This window comes from Ravibacter arvi, assembly GCF_039540405.1.
Taxonomy (GTDB): domain Bacteria; phylum Bacteroidota; class Bacteroidia; order Cytophagales; family Spirosomataceae; genus Ravibacter; species Ravibacter arvi.
The window spans coordinates 309,716-328,651 of record NZ_BAABEY010000001.1 but is presented as its reverse complement, the minus strand read 5'-3'; the positions used below and the strand labels follow the sequence as shown (position 1 = coordinate 328,651).

Annotated in this window: 8 protein-coding genes; all 8 read right to left on the bottom strand. The window is 52.3% G+C overall.

Annotated elements, in window-relative coordinates:
- Positions 1–18: 18 nt before the first annotated feature.
- A complete protein-coding gene (locus ABD852_RS01295; protein ID WP_345026178.1) occupies positions 19–1,485 on the bottom strand; it encodes a neutral/alkaline non-lysosomal ceramidase N-terminal domain-containing protein in 1,467 nt (488 codons plus the stop codon).
- 120 nt (positions 1,486–1,605) lie between these two features.
- On the bottom strand, positions 1,606–3,078 hold the full coding sequence (locus ABD852_RS01290; protein WP_345026177.1) for a neutral/alkaline non-lysosomal ceramidase N-terminal domain-containing protein: 1,473 nt from the start codon (positions 3,076–3,078) through the stop codon (positions 1,606–1,608).
- Positions 3,079–3,102: 24 nt separating this feature from the next.
- On the bottom strand, positions 3,103–6,063 hold the full coding sequence (locus ABD852_RS01285) for a PVC-type heme-binding CxxCH protein (protein ID WP_345026176.1): 2,961 nt from the start codon (positions 6,061–6,063) through the stop codon (positions 3,103–3,105).
- 259 nt (positions 6,064–6,322) lie between these two features.
- Positions 6,323–7,912, bottom strand: a complete 1,590-nt coding sequence (locus ABD852_RS01280; protein ID WP_345026175.1) for a hypothetical protein — start codon at positions 7,910–7,912, stop codon at positions 6,323–6,325.
- Between the two features lie 766 nt (positions 7,913–8,678).
- A complete protein-coding gene (locus ABD852_RS01275) occupies positions 8,679–10,310 on the bottom strand; it encodes a RagB/SusD family nutrient uptake outer membrane protein (RefSeq protein WP_345026174.1) in 1,632 nt (543 codons plus the stop codon).
- A 13-nt stretch (positions 10,311–10,323) separates the two neighbouring features.
- Entirely contained in the window at positions 10,324–13,764 is a 3,441-nt protein-coding gene (locus ABD852_RS01270) for a TonB-dependent receptor (protein WP_345026173.1), read from the bottom strand.
- Positions 13,765–13,950: 186 nt separating this feature from the next.
- The gene (locus ABD852_RS01265) at positions 13,951–15,429 is read right to left on the bottom strand and encodes a RagB/SusD family nutrient uptake outer membrane protein (RefSeq protein ID WP_345026172.1); all 1,479 of its coding nucleotides are present in this window, start codon (positions 15,427–15,429) and stop codon (positions 13,951–13,953) included.
- Between the two features lie 153 nt (positions 15,430–15,582).
- A complete protein-coding gene (locus ABD852_RS01260; protein WP_345026171.1) occupies positions 15,583–18,888 on the bottom strand; it encodes a TonB-dependent receptor in 3,306 nt (1,101 codons plus the stop codon).
- Positions 18,889–18,936: the final 48 nt, after the last annotated feature.

Sequence of the window (18,936 nt, the reverse complement as noted above, 5' to 3'; positions counted from 1 at the left end):
TTTGATTAGGTAAGGTGGCTATGGTTTTAAAGTGTTAAAATGCTCTAATATGCGCCTGACAATTTTGCGGGAGGCCTCGGTTTCGACACGGTTGGTTCCCAGCCAGGTTTCGTACCCGCCCAATTCATGTTGTTCGGGAGTGGGCAGGTAGCCGTACGCGCCATTGGCCAGCTCAATGGTAAAAGTGGATTTGAAAGGGCTCTTCGCTTTTAGCTCCAACCCGATTTCGGCGAAAGTCTCAAACGGTATGGCAGCGATGCCCAGGTCGCCGATACGCAGGGTCTGCATAACGGCATCAATTTTTTCCGGCCATCTTTCCTGCATCTGGATAGCACGGCGCGCGTAGGTCGGCTCCAGGGAGTGGTAAAGCTTAAGCCCCTCGGGATTGGCCACCACCTGCCGGGCCCTGGCCAGTATTTCAGGCGTGGGCTTGCGGACTTTCAGGTTAAGCTCGGAGGCAACCGCACCCAGTTTCACGTCCGTTTTGTAGGTAATTGTCCGGTACTGATCGAAAACCGCATTTGCAACATCTTTCGCCACCAGCTGCATTTTCTGATAGGCCCCCATCTTTTCGGCCGGGCCCCTGAAATTGATATTGTTGATATTGCCGGAAGTTCCGTTCGACATCATCGCCACGAAACCGGGGGCGCTTTTATCAGCTCCCACGAGTTGGCGGAAATTTTCGGCAAATGCACCGAAATAATCGGACGTAATATGGTCATTCGGAACTCCGCCCACGTAATGGAGCGAATAGTTGGCCAGCAACGCAATCGGACGCCCGTCTGTAGCCTGAACCGATACGAAGGATACCTGGGGATCGGTCGGGCCGGCAGGCTTGTCAAGCGCGGGGTTGCCCACCCCCGGGTTCATCCGCGCCTTATCCTGGCCGCCGAAGGGATTCGGAACGTCGGTTCCCGGTTTCATCAGCCAACGCCTGTTAAAGACATGCTGCGGAACATCCACACCGCCCCACCCGATCCGGGCCGGTTCCTTGTTATAAATGGCGCGCCGCACGCCGTCTGCAATGCGACGGGCCACAAAAAGCTGGTACTCGTCCAGTGGCTTTCCATAGTTATAGTTCATCCGCTCATCGCCCACACTGCTCGCGCTTACACTGGAATGGGTATGCGTAGAGGCCATTAGCATGTTCTCCTTTTTCATCCCTGTTTTCTCCTGGATCAGGTTTTTCGCGTAGTCGTATACTTCCCGGTTGATGGACAGGTTGTCACAGATTACAATGGCAATTTGTTCGTGACCGTCGTCTAATACCAGGCACTTTGCATACAATTCATCGTGAATGTATTTGGCCTCCGGCGGAACGCCGAAGTTCCCTACAATTCCGCCGCCGAGAAAGGGCGTAATATTGCTGAGCGCTGCTCCGGCCTTCAGCTCATATTTCTCCTGGGCCCGGGCGGAGCCGATCAGCCCCAGGCAGAAAAATACTGCCGCAATGCACGTACCGATTAAAAATGTTTCTTTTTTCATAAGGGTTTAGTAAGCGTCTGTTAGATCTACTTAACAATTTCAGGCATCCGGATATCGCCTTTTTCTTATTCCCGCCGGAAAACGTTGTCATCTTATCCAACTCCAACGGCTGCCCCTTCCCTACTTGAACGAGGACAGCTGTTTGAGAAGGCGTTCGGTAATTTTGCGCGAGGCCTCCTTTTCCACATAATTAGTGCCCAGCCAGGTTTCGTAGCCTCCCAGCTCATGGTGCTCGGGGGTGGGCAGATAACCGTACCAACCGTTGGCTAGTGAAACGGTAAAGGTGGATTTGAACGGGCTTCGCTTCTTAATTTCTAACCCGGTCTCAGCAAACGTTTCAAACGGGATGGAAGCAATCGCAAGATCGTCGATTTTCAGGGCGAGCATTACCGCCGGGACCTTTTCCGGCCAGCGTTCCTGTACCTGGATCAGGCGCGCCGCATAGGCAGGCTCAAGGGGGTGAAAGAGTTTGATCTGGCCGGGATCAGACACTACTTTCCTGGCGCGCGCCAGCATCGCCGGAGTTGGCTTCCGCACCTGCAGGTCCAGTTCCGAGTACGAAGCCGCCAGTTTTACGTCCGTTTTATACTGGATAGCGGCATACTGGCTAAAAATCTTGTCGGCTACGTCTTTCGCCACCACCTGCATTTTCTGGTAGGTCCCCATCTTTTCGGCAGGTCCGCGGAAATTAATGTTGTTGACATTCCCGGAGGTGCCATTTGAGATCATAGCCACAAATCCCGGTGCATTTTTATCCCCGCCGACCAGCTCTTTGAAATAATCGGCAAACACCCCGAAATAGTCGGAGGAGACATGATCGCCGGGCACGCCGCCCACATAGTGAAGGCTGTAGTTGGCCAGGAGCGCAATCGGACGATCATCCAGCGCCTTGACCGAAATAAAAAACACCTCCGGGTCTGTAGGTCCTGCGGGCTTGTCCAGGTCCGGGTTTGACACGCCGGGGTTCATTTTTACCTTGTCCTTCCCGCCAAACGGGTTGGTCATGTCAGCCCCCGGCTTCATAAACCATCTCCTGTTAAAAACGTGCTCGGGCGCAGCTACCGAGCCCCAGCCGATTTTTGCCGGCTCCCTGTTGTAAAAAGCCCGCGCCACGCCGTCGGCAATCCGGCGGGCAACAAAGTGCTGGTATTCATCCAGCGGCTTCCCATAGCTGAAATCCCCAAGCTCATTCCCGCTTTTGATCGCGCTGACGCTTGAGTGTGTATGGGTAGCCGCCATTAATACATTCTCTTTCTTTATACCTGTCCTTTCCAGGATAAGCTGCCGCGCTTCGTCATACACCTCCCTGGGGATCAAACAATTGTCGGCCATTACAATTGCCACCTGCTCCTGTCCGTTGTCCAGCACCAGTGTCCTGGCGTACAGCTCGTCGTGGATGTATTTTGCCACCGGTGATCCGAAACCGCCGATCAGGACATTGTCAAGAAAAGGCGTAATGTTGCTCGTCGATGCGCCTGCCTTTAAAGCAGTCTGCCCCGGCAGGCTCAGCGAGACGAAGCCCAGAATGCCGGCCATGAACCAGGCCGACATTCCGCGCGCAAAAATACAGGGTTTAAGAAAGGTAGTTTTCATCGGGTTCAGGAATAGGCAGCAGACCTAACTGGCTCCTTTCAGGAATGCGATCAAATCCAGTAAATCCTGGCTGCTCATGGTTTGTTCCAGTCCGTCCGGCATGAGTGACACGCCTGGATTGGTAAGCGTCTTGATATTTTTCCGTAGAATGGTTTCTTCCGTAGAAAAAGCGGTACGAATGGTAAGCGAATTTTCGGTTTCAGATACCAGCCACCCGGTGATCGTATTTCCGTCTGTAGTTTCCACGTTCAGCGCCTGGTAAGCCGGGTATACTTCGTAGTTCGGCACCAATATATGAAGCAGAATTGCATCGGGCGGCTGATTCCTGATACCGGAGAGATCAGGGCCCACATTCCCGCCTTCCGATCCGGCGTAGGTATGGCAGGCGGAGCAAGTCCTCTTGAATACCTCTTTTCCACGGGCGCCCACAGCGGGTTCGCTGAGCTTCGGCCTGAAGTCCTGGTAGATCTTCATACGACCTCCCGACTCCAGCTCTTCGAAGAATCCTGCGGCTTTCTTCGCTATATCGGCGTCAGCATGCTTGATCAAACGTGCGCGGTCATTCGAGGTAATTTCAGCCGGGCTGATCACTTTGCTTTCGAGGCCTTTAAACAACACCCCAATAAACTCCTTGTTCGACACCAGGGCCGCAATCACCGAATTCTTCACCCGCGGCGTATAACCCGACCAGGTTTTCTTGGCCGTCATAAAGCCCGCCCCTTCCGGATTGCCGAGTTTGGTAAGCGCGCTAACGGTTTCGATCTGCAGCTCCGGCGGGTTTTTCGCGTCGAGTGTCTTCTGCAGGGTTGTCTTTACCTTGTTGAAGTCATGGAAACCCAGCAAGGCCACCGCATCTTTCCGTTGGGTGACGGGCGCACTTTGCTGAAGTGCAACGGCGTTCATTTTTTGCATAAAAGTTTCCAGCAGCCTGGTCGCGGAGGCATCAGAGCCGGTTGCCAGAAGTGCCTGCAGTGCCGGTTTACCCTGGCTGCTAAACTCCTTTCTCCTGGCAATTCCGTCTGAAAGACCGAGGATAGTAGCGGCGCGCCAGTCTTCTCCGCCCTTCTGGCGAAGTGTCTCAACCAGCAATTCCCGGCAGGCGTCAACAGAAGCGGCATTTCCGAAAAGCCTGCCCATATCCTGCATCACGAGCGCATAGGCCTGTGCATCGCCCCCTTTCTGCTTCCTGAAATCAGCAAGAAATTCGGGAAGGCGGCCATTAATTCCACTTAATACTGCATTCCTGGCCCATTTGTCCTGCCCATCCTTGGCGGCTATTTTAGCAAGGCCCAGCGTGGCCCCCGGAGTCTGCACGTTACCCAGCGCAAGCGCAAGCAGAAAACGAACCCGCATATCGGAATCCGCTGTCAATGGTTCCAGTAGCCGGCTTTTCTGCGCACTCTCCAGGTCTGATTTGTCGATCAGCCTGATCCCCTGCTCCCTGACACCCGAATTCTCATCGGCTATGGCACGCTTCATCTGCGCCTCGTCCAGGCCTTGCAGGTGATAAAGCAGCCAATAAGCGGCAGCTCTGGATTCAGGTCGTACCGACTTGGAAGCCAGTTCGGCCAGGCCGGTTTTCAATTCCGGCTGCCTGTTCTGAAAGATCAGCCTGAAAGCCACCTGGCGGTGCCATTCGTTATCGGAGTCCAGCGCTTTAAGCAACTGAGCGGTTCCCGAGAGGTCGGGTGCTACACCTTTATCGTTCTTTTTGTCGTTGCTGAAAATCCGGTAGATCCGACCGTCGGTTTTACCGCTTTCAAAGTCCAGCAGATGCCGGGCCTCGGCCGGAACGTAAGACGGGTGATCAATTACTTTCCTGTACATGTCGGCCAGGTATAGAGATCCGTCGGGTCCGTGATTCAGGAAAACCGGCCGGAACCATTCATCCGTCGACGCCAGAAATTCTTTCTTGTCATACGCCAGCTGCGAGCGGAAGCCTGCTCCTTCCGGCTTCATTACCTGGCGCTGCACCAGGTTTTGGGCCGGCTCGCATATAAACGCATTCCCTTTATGCCCGGCAGACATCCTGCTACCGTTAAAAACAAGGATACCGCAAGCCGAGGTAAAAGTACCGGTATGAGATAGCCCCATCAGCTTTGGAATAAACTCGGCCGTAGTGACAGCGCCGCTGATAGGAAATACTTTCGCATTCGCTTCTACATCCGAAGCATTTTGATAGGTATCGGTAAACAGCAAAGACGGGTTCCGCTTCAGGTGCCACGGCTCCAGCATCATCTGCATGACCGGGTGACGGTTGGAAGTTCCGAAGCGCCTTCCAAAGGGATCAAATGCGAGCCCGAACTGGCTTCTGCCGCCCGTATTCTCAAACTCGAAAGTTTCCGGGTTAAACCGCCCGTCGGAGGAGGTAAAGTTCACCGCTTCTCTGCCCGGGTGCTTGGGCGAAGTTACCTTTCCGCCATTCAGCCCGCTGGTGACATAGACCCAGCCGTCAAGCCCCAGTTCCGGGTGGCTCACCCTGATCTGGGCGGTTTTGTCCGAATTGAAACCGGTAAGCACAATGTCCTTGATGTCGGCAACTCCGTCCCCGTCCGTATCCTTAAAGTAGTAGATATGCGGTGCGCAGGTCACAAAAATCCCTCCTTTCCAGGGCAATACGCCGTTGGGATAGGTAAGATTACTGACAAATTCGTGGCGTGTTTCATACTTGCCGTCCTTGTCGGTATCCCGCAGGAGGGCAATCCTGCCGATGGCCGGCGCTACCGAACCATCGATCGGGTCCGGGTAACCCCGGTCTTCAATCACGTACAAGTCGTTGCGCTCGTCAAAAGCAAAGGCAACCGGGTCGATCACAGTCGGCTCAGAGGCGACCAGCTCAATAGACAATCCCTCTTCAAGCTTAAAGCTGGCCATAGCTTTGTCGAGCCGATCATTTGAATCGGGAACGGGAAACTTGATGCCATTCTGTGTTTTGAGTGCCAGGCCCGCAACACAAACGGCCAGAAACAAAATTTTAGTTTTCATTAGAAACCAATCAAATTGACCGGACCCGCCTGACGGCGGCCGGATTTTTGAGAAAGAAAATCCGGAAAAACTTCTCCGGGGAACAAAAAGGTTAAAAAGTGCACTTTCAAAGGATTCAGGACGACTGAAATTTTCTATTACTTTTCCGAATAATTTTAGTAGATATGAGTGCTAAGAGACTAAAAATCAGCACAATGACCCCTAAAAACCATCCAAACAAGGGAATATAAACATTTACAGGCAAAACCAACCAAACGAATCAGCTTAGTTCCGGTCCGAGGCTTCCGTATTCCCAGGGGGTACCTTTATATTCCGGGGCACGCGCCGGTTGGGGAACTGCCCCCGGCTTCATTTTGCGGGCCTGTTCGATTCCCATGTTGGCGATCCGCGTACCGGCTTCGGGCACCAGGTTGCTATAGAAAGTCAAACGGGTTTCATAGCCGCCTCCTCCGGCAGAAAGCGCTTCTTCGGTCGGCACATAACCCACGCAGCCGTTGGCCAGCATGGAAATAAAAGTATACTCAAAAGGACTGTTCCTTTTAATGTCCAGCCCGAACTGGCAGAAATACTCGGCAGGATTGGTAATGATTGCAACAGGTCCGAGCTGAACCACCTGTACTTCAACCTGCACCTTAGGTTCACGTTTGGCTTTTGCGTTCAGCAGAACGGTTTCTTTCGCGAAGGTCCATTTGGTTGCCCCCACTTCTTCCGGCTTTTTCCTGACGGTTTCAAGCGCCTCCTTTACCTTCTGCGGCGACGGAAACCTCCTTTTCATCTCTTCGCGCTGAACGCTGTAGGCTACCGGCGTCAGCGTGCCGCGCGGCATGTCCAGCATCACTTTCACGGCTTCGGCGCCGACTCTCGCCCCTACAAACCGGGCCCAATCTTCACCGGCCCTGTTGACATTCGGGTTAAGGTTGTCTACCTGGGTGACGTCGCCCGCTGCTCCCTGCACAAAAACCACAACGCAATCCGGTCCGAAAGCTCCCCGGATCGTCTGTTCCAGGTAATACACCCAGTTGGCCGAGGCACCGCCCGGATTAGTAGTAGTGTGGCAGGTATAATTAACGATACAGCCGATGCATTTGCCTTTTTCGTCCCATGCGGCTACCACACCTACTTCCGGATCGATCGGCCCCGCTGCCCGGAGAATCTCGGGGTTGAGCTGGCCGGGATGTGTATAAGTGAGGCCGTTTTTCATAAAGAAACGGCGATTGAAAGCAACCTTATCTTCGTAACCGCGACCAACGCCGAGCTGCACCGTGTTTGCTTTGCTATGGGCATCTGCTACGGCTTCTACCATCATATCCTCTACTATCTTGAGGTACTTTGGATCCGCGCAGGAAGATTTCTCATAAGCCAGCTCTTTCACCAGCGCGTCAGCGAAGTCAAATTCATTGGGCGAAACCATGCAGGTAGGTCCGGAAGAGTGCGAATGCGTGGCACAAATCAGAACTGCATCAGCGGGAATGCCCGTTTTTGCCTGGATACGCTTCCTGGTAGCCGCCACAACCGGCGCATGGATCGCCAAAGCATCTACCGCCACAATTGCTACGGTGTTGGTCCCGTCGGCAAACACCGAAGCCCTTACCTTACAGGGGTCATGAATGACCTTGTGAAATACCTTTCCATATCCGCCGGGCTGCTCCATACCGATTTCGGGTGTAATGTCCCGTTCGGCAAAGCCGGCCTTCGTAGGCGCCAGGGCGGCAGGCGACGCTGTCTTCTGAGGGTTTGGGGCGGTCGAACCTTTCGCTTCGGGAATCTGGCCCGCAAGCCCTAAAGCTGAAGTTCCCAGGATTGATTTCCGGATAAAATCGCGACGGCTGTCTTTGTGACTAACTTTCATGTGTATTAAAGGTTTGGGCCATGAGGGATGAGGTATTGGGTGATTTTCCGTTTGCTCATAGCTATTTTAAAAAAATTGAATGGTTAAAGGTTGTCCGAGGGCTACCATTGGCAACAACAGGTTTGGAGCCGCACTAACCGGAGGGTCATCCCGACCGCAGTGGAGGGATCTCCCTCTCCCGTACCCAATCCCTTTTAGAGGACTTTTTATAGCAAGAGGAGATCCTTCGACTCCGCTGCGCTTCGCTCAGGATGACCGTCCGGGTGGTAGCCTCCGGCTACCATTGACGTCCATTGACAACATCTATTTGTCATCTCTGCTACCATTGACAACAACAGGTGTGGAGCCGCTCCAACCGGAGGTCATTCCGAGCGCAGCCGAGGAATCTCCCGCTCCCCGGACCCAATCCCTTCCAGAGGGCTTTTTTCTTGCAACAGGAGATCCTTCGACTCCGCTGCGCTCCGCTCAGGATGACCGTCCGGGCGGTAGCCTCCGGCTACCATTGACTACCATTGACTACCATTGACTTCCATTGACAACATCTATTTGTCATCTCTGCTCCAAGGTGTTTTGGTAAAAAACTTCTTTCTCGGAATAACAACTGACGACAGTCGGAATAACAACTCCCATCCACCCGGGCGCCCTCTTCATGACAAAAACGACGGATGGAGCCTCTTTATACTCATTGGGCAAAGCCTGAAATAAGCCAGCCTTCCGGAAAACCGGAAAAGCTGGCTACCTAACCTGACAAACTAACTAATCAACTTTAATTCCATCCCGGGTTCTGCGTTAAATTCGGATTCAGGCTGAGCTCCTGCAGCGGAAGCGGGTACAAATACAACTTGTCATTCCAGGTCCGCTGTGAATATCCCGGGTAGAGTACCCTGGGCTTCTGAGTAGCAGGGTCAACTGCCCCCAGAACGGTATTGGGATTTTCAAGGATCTTACCGGCCTTCCAACGGACTATATCGTCCCAACGGCCGCCTTCGGCACAAGTTTCGATACGCCTTTCCCGCCTGATTTCATTCAGGAGCGGCGAAATCTCCATTCCCCAGTTCGGCCAGTTAGGATCTGTAAAAGTCACCTTCTCTTTCATATGCGGCATCCCGACCCTGTCCCGCAGCTGGTTGATGGTCATATCCAGCACCTCCTGGGTGCATTCCCCCAACTCGGCTTTGGCCTCGGCATAGGAGAGCAAAACCTTACCGTAACGGAAAATAAAATCATCCGTGGTAGAGGTGCTTGGCAAACGATCGCGTTCGTAGGGACTGTAACCTTTAATAATGAAATAACTTGTGGGGCAGTAGTTGCTCTGGAACTCCGGCAGCGGCTTGTAGTTTGTGCTGCCGTCGTCGTAGATCCGGTAGGGTCTTTTGGTTTCATAAACGGACTGTGCCATACGCGGATCACGGTTAACAAACTCGTCTGCAAAGACCTTATCACCCTTGTACAACGGGCTGAGTTTAATGGGCAGGCCATCGGTACAGAGATAGGATTCCACAAAATCTTTGCTGTAGCCTGTGTAGGGTTCACCGAGTTGCCTCACGTTATTATGCATGCGTTTATCGGTAATGAAACGCTGCGCCATTATGGCTTCGGAGTTCCCTTTTAATTCATACTGAACAAAAAGATCGAAATAGTCACTCTGCGGCTTTCCGGTGGAATACACCTTAAATTTCCCCGATTTAATTATTTCGTCATAAGTCGTGGCGGCGGTCCTGATCAGTTCATTGAAATCGGTTCCCAGCTGCCGGTATTTCTTGTAAGTGCCTTCATAAAGCGCTATATCTCCCTTCAGATTGAGCGCTGCGTACTTGGTCAGGCGGTCCTCTCCGGAAGTTTCGGGCAAGTTGGCAATCGCGAAATCCAGGTCTTCAAGCATATTTTTCACCACCGTTTCCCGCGAGTCCCGCGGTGCGTTCAACGCTTCCGATTCGGGAGTGAGGGTTTCGGTCAGCCAGGGCACTTCGCCGAATTTCCTGAGCTTCTGGTAATAGAAAAACGCCCGGTAGAAGCGAAGTTCGCCATGCGCAATCTTCAGAGTAGCGTCTTCCGGAATCGTGCCGAGGCGCTCGAGCGCGTAGTTTACACGCCTGATCGGCCGCCAGTCGGCTTTTTCCCAACCTCCCCCCGACGAAGGGATCGGGTATTCACCCCAGGTGTAGGAGTTCCGCGTGCTCGGCACCTGGTTGTCGCTGAAGTTATCGTTGGTATACCAGGCCACGCGGGCGTCAAATAAACTCGGGTAAAATTGATTTACATACATTTTTACATCTGACCCTGACTTCCAGAAGCTGGCATCGCTAATCTTGTCGAGCGGATATTTTTCCAAATATTCGTCGTTACAGGAAGTGAGGAACAGAGCAGACAATACTCCAAACAATAAGACTTTTCTCATTTCTCAGGGAAGTTTAGAAATTGATGTTGGCGCCAACCGACAAGGATTTATACAAAGGATATGAGCTCGGCCCCCTCAGTTCCGGGTCGGATATCCTGATCATCTTTGTGCCCGTCCAAAGGTTGCTGCCGGTAAAGAAGACCCGTATCCTTTCCATTCCTATTTTCTGGGCTACCGCAACCGGAACGTTGTAACCGAAGGTCAGCTGTTTTAGCCGTACATAGGCGGCATTCTGCATGAAACGCGTTTGTACGGAGGTAACATCGGAAGCGCCGGAAATGATCGGCCTCGGGAAAAACGCATCCGGATTCTCGGGTGACCAGTAATCCATGGCTTCCTTTGAAATCCCTACCCATTCGTTTGAATATTGGGTAAGGTAGTATAGCGGCGTAATCCACAGATCCCGTTTCCCGACGCCCTGGAAGAAAAGGTCCAGGTCAAAACCCTGCCACTTCCAGTTGGTCCTGAAACCAAAGCTGTAGCGCGGCGTGCTGTTTCCGATAATGCTCATATCTCCAGGGCTGGCCAGGGTTTGCGCCCCGCGCGTAATTTTACCGTCGCCGTCCAGATCCACCATTTTCAGGTCGCCGGCCTGCCGTTTCCTGCCGGTGATATTGGACTGGTCAAGCTCCTGGGCTTCCGCATCGGTCTGGAAGATTCCTGCCGTAGTCAATCCCCAGATATTGTCGAGCTTTCCGCCTACATAATAATCCGAAATCAGGCCGGACGGGTTACTGTACTTGGTAATTTTGGCCGAATAATCGCCCAGTATAACCGACACTTCGTACTTTACTTTGCCAATCCTGTCTTTCCAGTCTATATTCAGGTCAAACCCGGAAGTCCGCAAATCGGCAGCGTTCGCGAGCGGCTCTGTTTCAGCCAGGACCGCCGCAAGCGTGCGCGATTTGGTAAGCATATTTTTGGTGTCTCTCCTGTAAACATCAAACGAGGCGGTCAGGCGGTTTTCAAGAATCGCCACATCCAGTCCCAGGTTCTGTTGTGTAACTGTTTCCCAGGTCAGCGACGAGCTCACCAGGCCGGGCGCATATACGGACATCGGCCGTTCTCCGTTGAGCAGGTAAGACACTTCGCCGGCGTCCATCGTCGCGATATAAGGATAAAACGCCCGTATATTCTGATTGCCGAGGTTCCCGTAGGAGGCCCGGATTTTCAATAAACTGAACGTCTTCTTCAGCCCTGAGAAAAACTGTTCGTTGTCCAGGCGCCAGCCTACAGAAAACGACGGGAAAAATGCAAAGCGGCCGGCCTTCGCAAATTTCGAGGAACCATCGTAGCGGCCATTGAACTCAAACAAATATTTATCGTCGAAACTGTAGTTAAACCTGGTGAAAGCACCCCTGATTGCATACTGGTTGGTGGTATCGGACGCAAAACGTTCACCGGACGCCAGGGTCATATAAGGAATGCCGTCAATGATCAGGTTTCTACGCTCTGCCCGCGTACGGTTGTAGGTAGCGTTCTCCTGGTTAAACCCGGCCATAAGTTTTATTTCATGCTTGTTGAAAACTTTGGTAATATCACCGTAAGCATTGAAAACATGGTACCGGTCGCTGTAAGCAGTCCGTATAACGCGGTTAGGATTTGATCCGCCGTAATAGCCGGATGTTTCACCCCGTACATTGTAGAAAGGTACCAACCTCAGGTACGACATCTCGTTGGCGTCCTTGGTATTGAACGAATAGTCGATATTGAAACTAACGTCCTTGATCGGGGTAAGGCGGGCGGAGCCGGTCAGCCAGATATCATTGGCTTTCCTGGTTCTGTAACCTCCCTCTTTGATAAACTGGGCAGGATTCGCAATAGAACCCTCATGTGTCCATTTCCCGTTAGGATCATACAAAGGCTGTGTTGAATACACATTCGTCTGGTAAATTGTCCCCTCTTCCGGGTAAGAATTCCGGAACTGGTCGTCGTTCGGCGGATACCTTTTGTCGATGTTATTGATTGAGACCTTGGTACCAATTTTCAACCAGTCCAGTACCTCGTAATTGAGGTTGGTCATAAAGTTGTACCGGTTGAATCGTTCGTTAAACAAATCCCGGTTGGTCAACCCCTTCTGATTGATGTAGGACAGTGAACTGTAGTAATCAAACTTGTCGCTCCCACCTGAAACGCTCACGCTGTGCTGCTGCATCGGGTATTTTTTGGCCATGAGCACATCCTCCCAATTGGTATTGGCTACCCCGGTCCACTCATTCGGGTTAGAAGGATGGACAATTGCAACGGGTTTGGTCGGGTCGTTGTAATGCGCCATCATGGCATTGACCATAATGTCATCGTAATAATTCCGTCCGTTTACGCGCATATAGGCCTCATTCATATAAGCAATCCGGTCTTTCGTATCAATGAAGTTCACGCGGGTTGCCGGCTGGTTGCTGGTAAAAAGGGTGGACAGGGAAACGCTGGGACGCTCTTTCTTTTTCCCGCTTTTGGTTGTTACCAGGATCACGCCATAGGCGGCACGCGCCCCGTAGATGGCCGCGGAGGCAGCATCTTTCAAAACTGTAACACTTTCAATATCACTCGGGCTGATCAGGTTTACGTCCATCGGGATACCGTTCACCAGGATCAGCGGTCCGCTTCCGCTGAGGTTGGTGTTACCACGGATGTTAAAGCTCGTTCCCTGCCCCGGGCTCCCGCTGCCGGGGTTGATATTCAGGTTGGAAACCACGCCCTGCAAGCCTTGTCCCAGGTTGGTAATAGGCCGGCTATCCAGTACGTCGGCGTTGACGGTCGACACGGCGCCGGTAAGGTTTACCTTCTTCTGCGCACCGTATCCCACTACCACCAGCTCCTGGAGGGACTTGTTGTCTACCTTGAGGCTGATTTCGATGGCGCTCCGGCTTTTGACGGGTACTTCCTCGCTGAGATAACCCACAAACGAGAATATCAGTACTTCCTCGCCACTGTCGACATTCAAGGAAAAGTTCCCGTTTTCGTCTGTGCTGGTTCCCCGCTGGGTACCTTTTATGAGGACGCTTACTCCCGGCAAGCCCTGGCCGCTTTCATCTTTGACCACGCCCTTTACCACGCGTTCATTGAGGTTTTCCGCCGGAAACGAAACGGCAGAAAAATTGCGCTCCGGCTCCATCGAATTTGCAGATACCGGTTTGGCCGGGCGACTGATAATAATGTGTTTTTCGGATAGTTCGTAAGACAGCTGCAACGGACCAAGCAACTTGTTCAGGGCGTCCGACAACTGCTCCTTTTTGACTTCCAGCGATACCCGCTGTGCAGGATTGACCAGGTTGGAGCTGTAAATAAACTTCACTCCCGTCTGCTTTTCCATTTTGTTCAGCACCGACTTGATTTCTTCCTGCTTTGCGGAAATAGAAATCCGGCGGGCCAGTAACTCCTGTGTACGCGCTTCATAGGCGCTCACAGCGCTTATGAAGACAACCGAGAACAGCGCTTGTAAAATGGTAATTCTCATCAATTTGATAGCTAGCCGATGGCGACAACAATCTTTTTCCATACATTTGAATGGTTTGTTGGGTTCAGAAATTTGACAAATCACGCTCCCGTGCCAGGGCCAACTGGGCGGGAGCTTTTTGTGGGTAATAGGTTTGAGGTAATAGGTTTGAGGTGTTAGGGTTGTGGTTTGGGTTTGTGGTTGGGGTTAATAGCCGTTGTTTTGCGAGAGCCTTTTTTGGCTGTCGTCAATTTCGGATTGCGGAATAGGAAGTACTTCGTTGATGCCTTCTCTGAAATTTTTTCCTTTTACTGTTTTGTATTTTTCTGCGTAGGCACGTAAGACTTTCCCGGCGCGGCCCTGGCGGACCAGATCAAAAAAGCGGTGGTTTTCCAGGGCGTATTCCACACGTTGTTCATGGTAAATGGCGTTCCTTAATTGTTCCTGGCCAGCGGCCGCGACGTCGGGAAGCACACCGGATTTACCCTGCCTGGCCCGGCGCCTGACTTCATTGAGGCTGCTGACAGCAGCGGTACTGTTACCGTTTTCGTTGGCCGCTTCGGCATACCACAGCAACAGCATACCATATCTCAGCTTGATCTCGTTTCTTGCCGAATGGATAGGATCTCCCGTCGGCGGAAAATCAGGGGCCAGCAGATAGGCTTTCTTGCTCATATAGCCGGTTTCGCTATTTCCGACGTCAGCGGTTTTCCCGTCCGGCATTTTGTCGCCCTGTTTGTAAACAGTCTGCCAAAGCCGCGGATCACCCGCTTCGAATTCGTCCACCAGGTCCTGGCTTGGATTACAAAACCCGTAGCCGTACATGCCGGCGCTGCCCTGCCGGATTGACCCCAGGTTTCTGGCAACCAGGTATTGCGCGCTGTACACATGGTTGATCTCGAATATGTTCTCCGGCCCAAACTCCCCCGCCAGCGTGAAAAGCGAAGCGTAGTCGTCTGCCAACCGGTACTCCTTCGAGTCAATAACTGCTTTGAACCACTTTTCGGCATTCACAAAATCACTTTTGTAGAGATAGACCTTCCCGAGATAAGCCTGAGCGGCGCCTTTCGTAATCCTTCCGTTCTCGGCTGCAGGCAGTGCACTCCTGGCCGGAAGTACCGCAATAGCAGCAGTAAAATCTTCAACAATAAAATCGTAGACGGCGGCTTTCGGGTCCCGGACTACTTCCGGAACCTTCACAACGGAAGTCTTGATCAGCGGTACATCGCCGAACAGCGTCACCAGGGTAAAATAATAATAAGCTCTCAGGAACCTGGCCTCTGCAATGATCCTGGATTTGGCTGTTTCATCCATTTCGATACCCGGCACATTCTCAAGCACCAGATGCGTTCTGAAGATGCCCAGGTAGCTGTTTTTCCAAACTTGCAGAGCTACCGTATTCGTAGAGGAAATCGTAAAATTGGCTATATCGTTGAAATAACTCCCGTCACTCGGTCCCTCGCCGCCCTTCAGTGCGTTATCGGTTACCATATCATAAATGGAATAACCGTCGTATCCCGGGTAATTGTATAACGGGTTGTAGGCAGCGCTCAGCGCTTTCATGGCGTCGCTCTCCGTCTTGTAACCGGACACTACCGACAAAGTAGCAAGCGGGTCTTTCTCCAGCAAGTTCTCACAGCTCAACTGTGACATCACCAGTATCAATAGTATCCAATATCTTTTCATCGGTCTTTTAGGTTTGGGCCTTGAGGTATGAGCCTTGAGGCATCAGCTTTATGGTCCCGCCGGTTAGTCAATCTTTATTTTTGCTTCAATACTTCGCCGCCTTTTATTCCACAGCACAAACGCCCCTCACCCCTCACCCCTCACGCCTCACACCTACAATCCCACATTCACGCCAAGCGTTATCACCCGTGGCTGCGGGTAGTAACCGTCATCGACGCCGATCCGGAAAGCAGCGGGGTCGGGATTACCAATTTCGGGGTCAAAACCGTTGTAACCTGTAATGGTAAAAAGGTTCTGACAGGACAGGTACACCCTGAGTTTACAGCCGCTCCCCCCTTTGCCGTCCAGCACGGCATAACCCACCTGCAGGTTTCTGAGCCGCAGATAGTCTCCTTTTTCAACAAAATACGAGGATGCCCGGAAGTTGTTGTTCGGGTCGTTTACGTTCAGCCGCGGCAGCCGGTTGCTACTCCCTTCACCGTTCCAGGCGCGGAGCATTTCGGAATCGAAATTGTAAAAATTGCTGCCCTGGGTGAAGTACTTCCAGTTGGCTACGATGTCGCTGCCGCTTACCCCGTAAAACAGGCTGCTCAGGTCAAACTTTTTCCACGAAAGATTTACCGAGAGCCCATAGTTAAAATTGGGCCAGGGGCTGCCGATAACAGCGCGGTCATCCTGGTTAATTACTTTATCCCCGTTCAGGTCTTTGAACCGGATGTCACCCGGTCCCGTCCCTCCTGCCTGGTAGGCATGCGCATCGACTTCATTCTGATTTTGAAAAATCCCGTCCATTACGTATCCGTAAAACGAACCCAGGGGAGCGCCCACCGATGCAATGGAATACGTTTCGGAGAAAATCATGGACTGGTTATTGGCCAACCCCGTTACTTTGTTGACATTTTTTGAAATATTACCCGAGATTTCATAGCTAAAACCCTGCTGTGTTCTGTCGCTGTAGGTAGCTATCAGCTCTACCCCCCTGTTTTGCAAGCTACCGCCGTTAACGAACGGTGCATTTTGGATGCCCGTAAAGGCCGGGACCGGCGCCCGCAGCAACATGTTGGAAGTATTCTTAATGTAGTATGCCGCCGAAACCGATAGCTTTTTCCGGAATGCGGAAAAATCCAGGCCAAATTCGGTTTCCCGGATCGACTCCCATTTCAGGTCGGGGTTGCCCACACTCGTCGCCGCCTGTCCCTGGGAAATAGCGCTGCCGAAGGCGTAAACCAGGTTAGGGGTCAGTGTATTGGCAAACGCATAGTAAGCCGGGAAGTTCTGGTTACCCAGCATACCCCAGCCCGCCCTGAGTTTCAGGTCGTCCAGAAAAGTAATACCCTTGAAAAATGCCTCGTCGGAGATGCGCCAGCCTGCCGAAACCGATGGGAAAGTGCCATAGCGGTTATTGCGGCCAAACCTGGAAGAGCCGTCCACCCTTAGATTGGCAGTTAACAGGTAGCGATCCTTGTAATCGTAGTTGACGCGGCCCAGGTAAGACAACATGCCATATTCGCCCGCTCCGCCGCGCGCGGAAAACCCGGACGTGGCCAAGTCCATATAGCGGAGGTTTTTGTCAAAATCGGCATTGGGCGGCAGGTTCTGACCTTGCGCGTAATACGATTCTACCCGGCTGTTCAATGCGGTAATACCGGCGAGCACTTCTAGCGAATGATCGCCGAAATCCCGCTGGTAATTGAGGGTATTCTGCCAATCCCAGTTAAGCGACTGCTCCGTGGTATTTTCAAGTGTATTGATCAGGTTTCTCTGAAGCGGGAAAACGTCAAAAACAGGGGTGTATGCAATTCTCTTCTTGTAACCTATGTTGAGGTTAAGCTGGGTCCGGAATGAAAAATAGTCGAGAAAATCTGCTACGAGATAGCCGCTTCCGTTCAACAGGTGCTCCCCCGCCGTATTGTTATTATAAAAGGCTTGCGCAACCGGGTTTTTCGTATCTGAGAAACGTGGAAACCCCCATGACCCGTCGTCGTTCTTTACCGGTACCGTAGGGTCCATATACCAGGAATTAGGGATAATATCACGCCCACCAAACTCCGGGATCTGGTTCCTTTTTCCGCTGGCAAAAGAAATATTTTCCCCGATCCGTACTTTCGGGGCAAGCCGGTACTCGGAATTTATCCGGAAAGAGATCCGCTTGTAATCAGACTTTAATACGATTCCGTCCTGGCTGAAATAGCCGCCTGACACGTAGAAGGTTCCCCGCTCTCCCCCACCACCGGCGGAGAGCTCTATGTTCGAAATCGGCGCCGACCGGTAGATCTCACGCTGCCAGTCGGTACCGGCGCCGAGAGTCTCCACATTTTTAAACAAAGGCTCTTTGCCACCGTTTACAAGCGCCGTATTGTATAGCTCGGCATATTGCCTCGCATTCACAACCGACAGCATCCGGTGCACTTTCTGAAAACCGGTATAGGCATTCAGCTGAATGGAAGGTTTTCCGGACCGGCCTTTTTTGGTAGTAATGATCACCACGCCATTGGCTCCCTGTGCTCCGTAGATGGCAGCCGCCGAGGCGCTTTTCAATATCTCGATGGTTTCTATCTGGCCGGGATCCACGCTGGCAGGACTCGCTCCGAGATTCCCGTCTATTACATAAAGCGGATCGCTGTTGTTGATGGTTCCCGCCCCACGGACCCGCACCGTAAGCGAAGCTCCCGGAGAACCGGAATTCTGAACTACCTGGACGCCGGCCACTTTCCCCTGCAACGCCTGTCCTACCTGCTGGACCGGCTGATTCGCGATTTCTTCCGAACTTACCGAAGCAATAGATGACGTCACGTTCCGCTTGCTCTGTACGCCGTACCCCACTACTATCACCTCTTTCAGCGATTTGTTGTCGACTTTCATGGTCAGTTCCACGGTGCCGTCGCGATCAACCGCCAGCTCTTCCGTGAGGTATCCCACGAAAGAAAAAACCAACACATCTCTTTCCTCATCCGTCGCTATGGAAAAACTGCCGTTTACATCGGTGATGGTTCCCCGTTGCGTCCCCTTGACCAGCACACTCACGCCGGGCAGACCCTGGCCGGTTTCATCTTTAACTCTTCCCGTGATCGCCCGTAAGCTTTTCACGGCAGAAGCGTTCCGATCAGCCGGCAGGGAAGGCCGCTCAAGTAACGGTATGAATATACGATTTATGATAATATGTCTGTCGGACACCTCATAGGTAAGCTGAAGCGGCCTGAGCAACTGTTCCAAAACGCCGGACAACGGCATTTTATCGGCTTCCAGCGTGACCAGCCGGTAGGGATCCACGACGTTGGAGCTGTAAAGAAATTTTACACCTATCTGCTTCTCCATTTTCAAGAAGACCGACTTGATTTTCTCCTGCCTGGCAGAGATTGAAACCCGTCTGTCCATCAGCTCCTGTGTCCGTGCTTCACGGGCATTGACAATGCCCATGAACGCCACTGCAAGCAGAGCCTGTAAAATGGTAATTCTCATAATTTTTAAAGCTAGCCCGCGGGCATAACAATATTCTCCCATTGGTGT

Bases quoted from the DNA above. Each gene is read 5' to 3' on its own strand.
- ABD852_RS01275 (WP_345026174.1), bottom strand. From the start codon at position 10,310: ATGAGAAAAGTCTTATTGTTTGGAGTATTGTCTGCTCTGTTCCTCACT.
- ABD852_RS01285 (WP_345026176.1), bottom strand. From the start codon at position 6,063: ATGAAAACTAAAATTTTGTTTCTGGCCGTTTGTGTTGCGGGCCTGGCA.
- ABD852_RS01265 (WP_345026172.1), bottom strand. From the start codon at position 15,429: ATGAAAAGATATTGGATACTATTGATACTGGTGATGTCACAGTTGAGC.
- ABD852_RS01280 (WP_345026175.1), bottom strand. From the start codon at position 7,912: ATGAAAGTTAGTCACAAAGACAGCCGTCGCGATTTTATCCGGAAATCA.
- ABD852_RS01260 (WP_345026171.1), bottom strand. From the start codon at position 18,888: ATGAGAATTACCATTTTACAGGCTCTGCTTGCAGTGGCGTTCATGGGC.
- ABD852_RS01270 (WP_345026173.1), bottom strand. From the start codon at position 13,764: ATGAGAATTACCATTTTACAAGCGCTGTTCTCGGTTGTCTTCATAAGC.
- ABD852_RS01295 (WP_345026178.1), bottom strand. From the start codon at position 1,485: ATGAAAAAAGAAACATTTTTAATCGGTACGTGCATTGCGGCAGTATTT.
- ABD852_RS01290 (WP_345026177.1), bottom strand. From the start codon at position 3,078: ATGAAAACTACCTTTCTTAAACCCTGTATTTTTGCGCGCGGAATGTCG.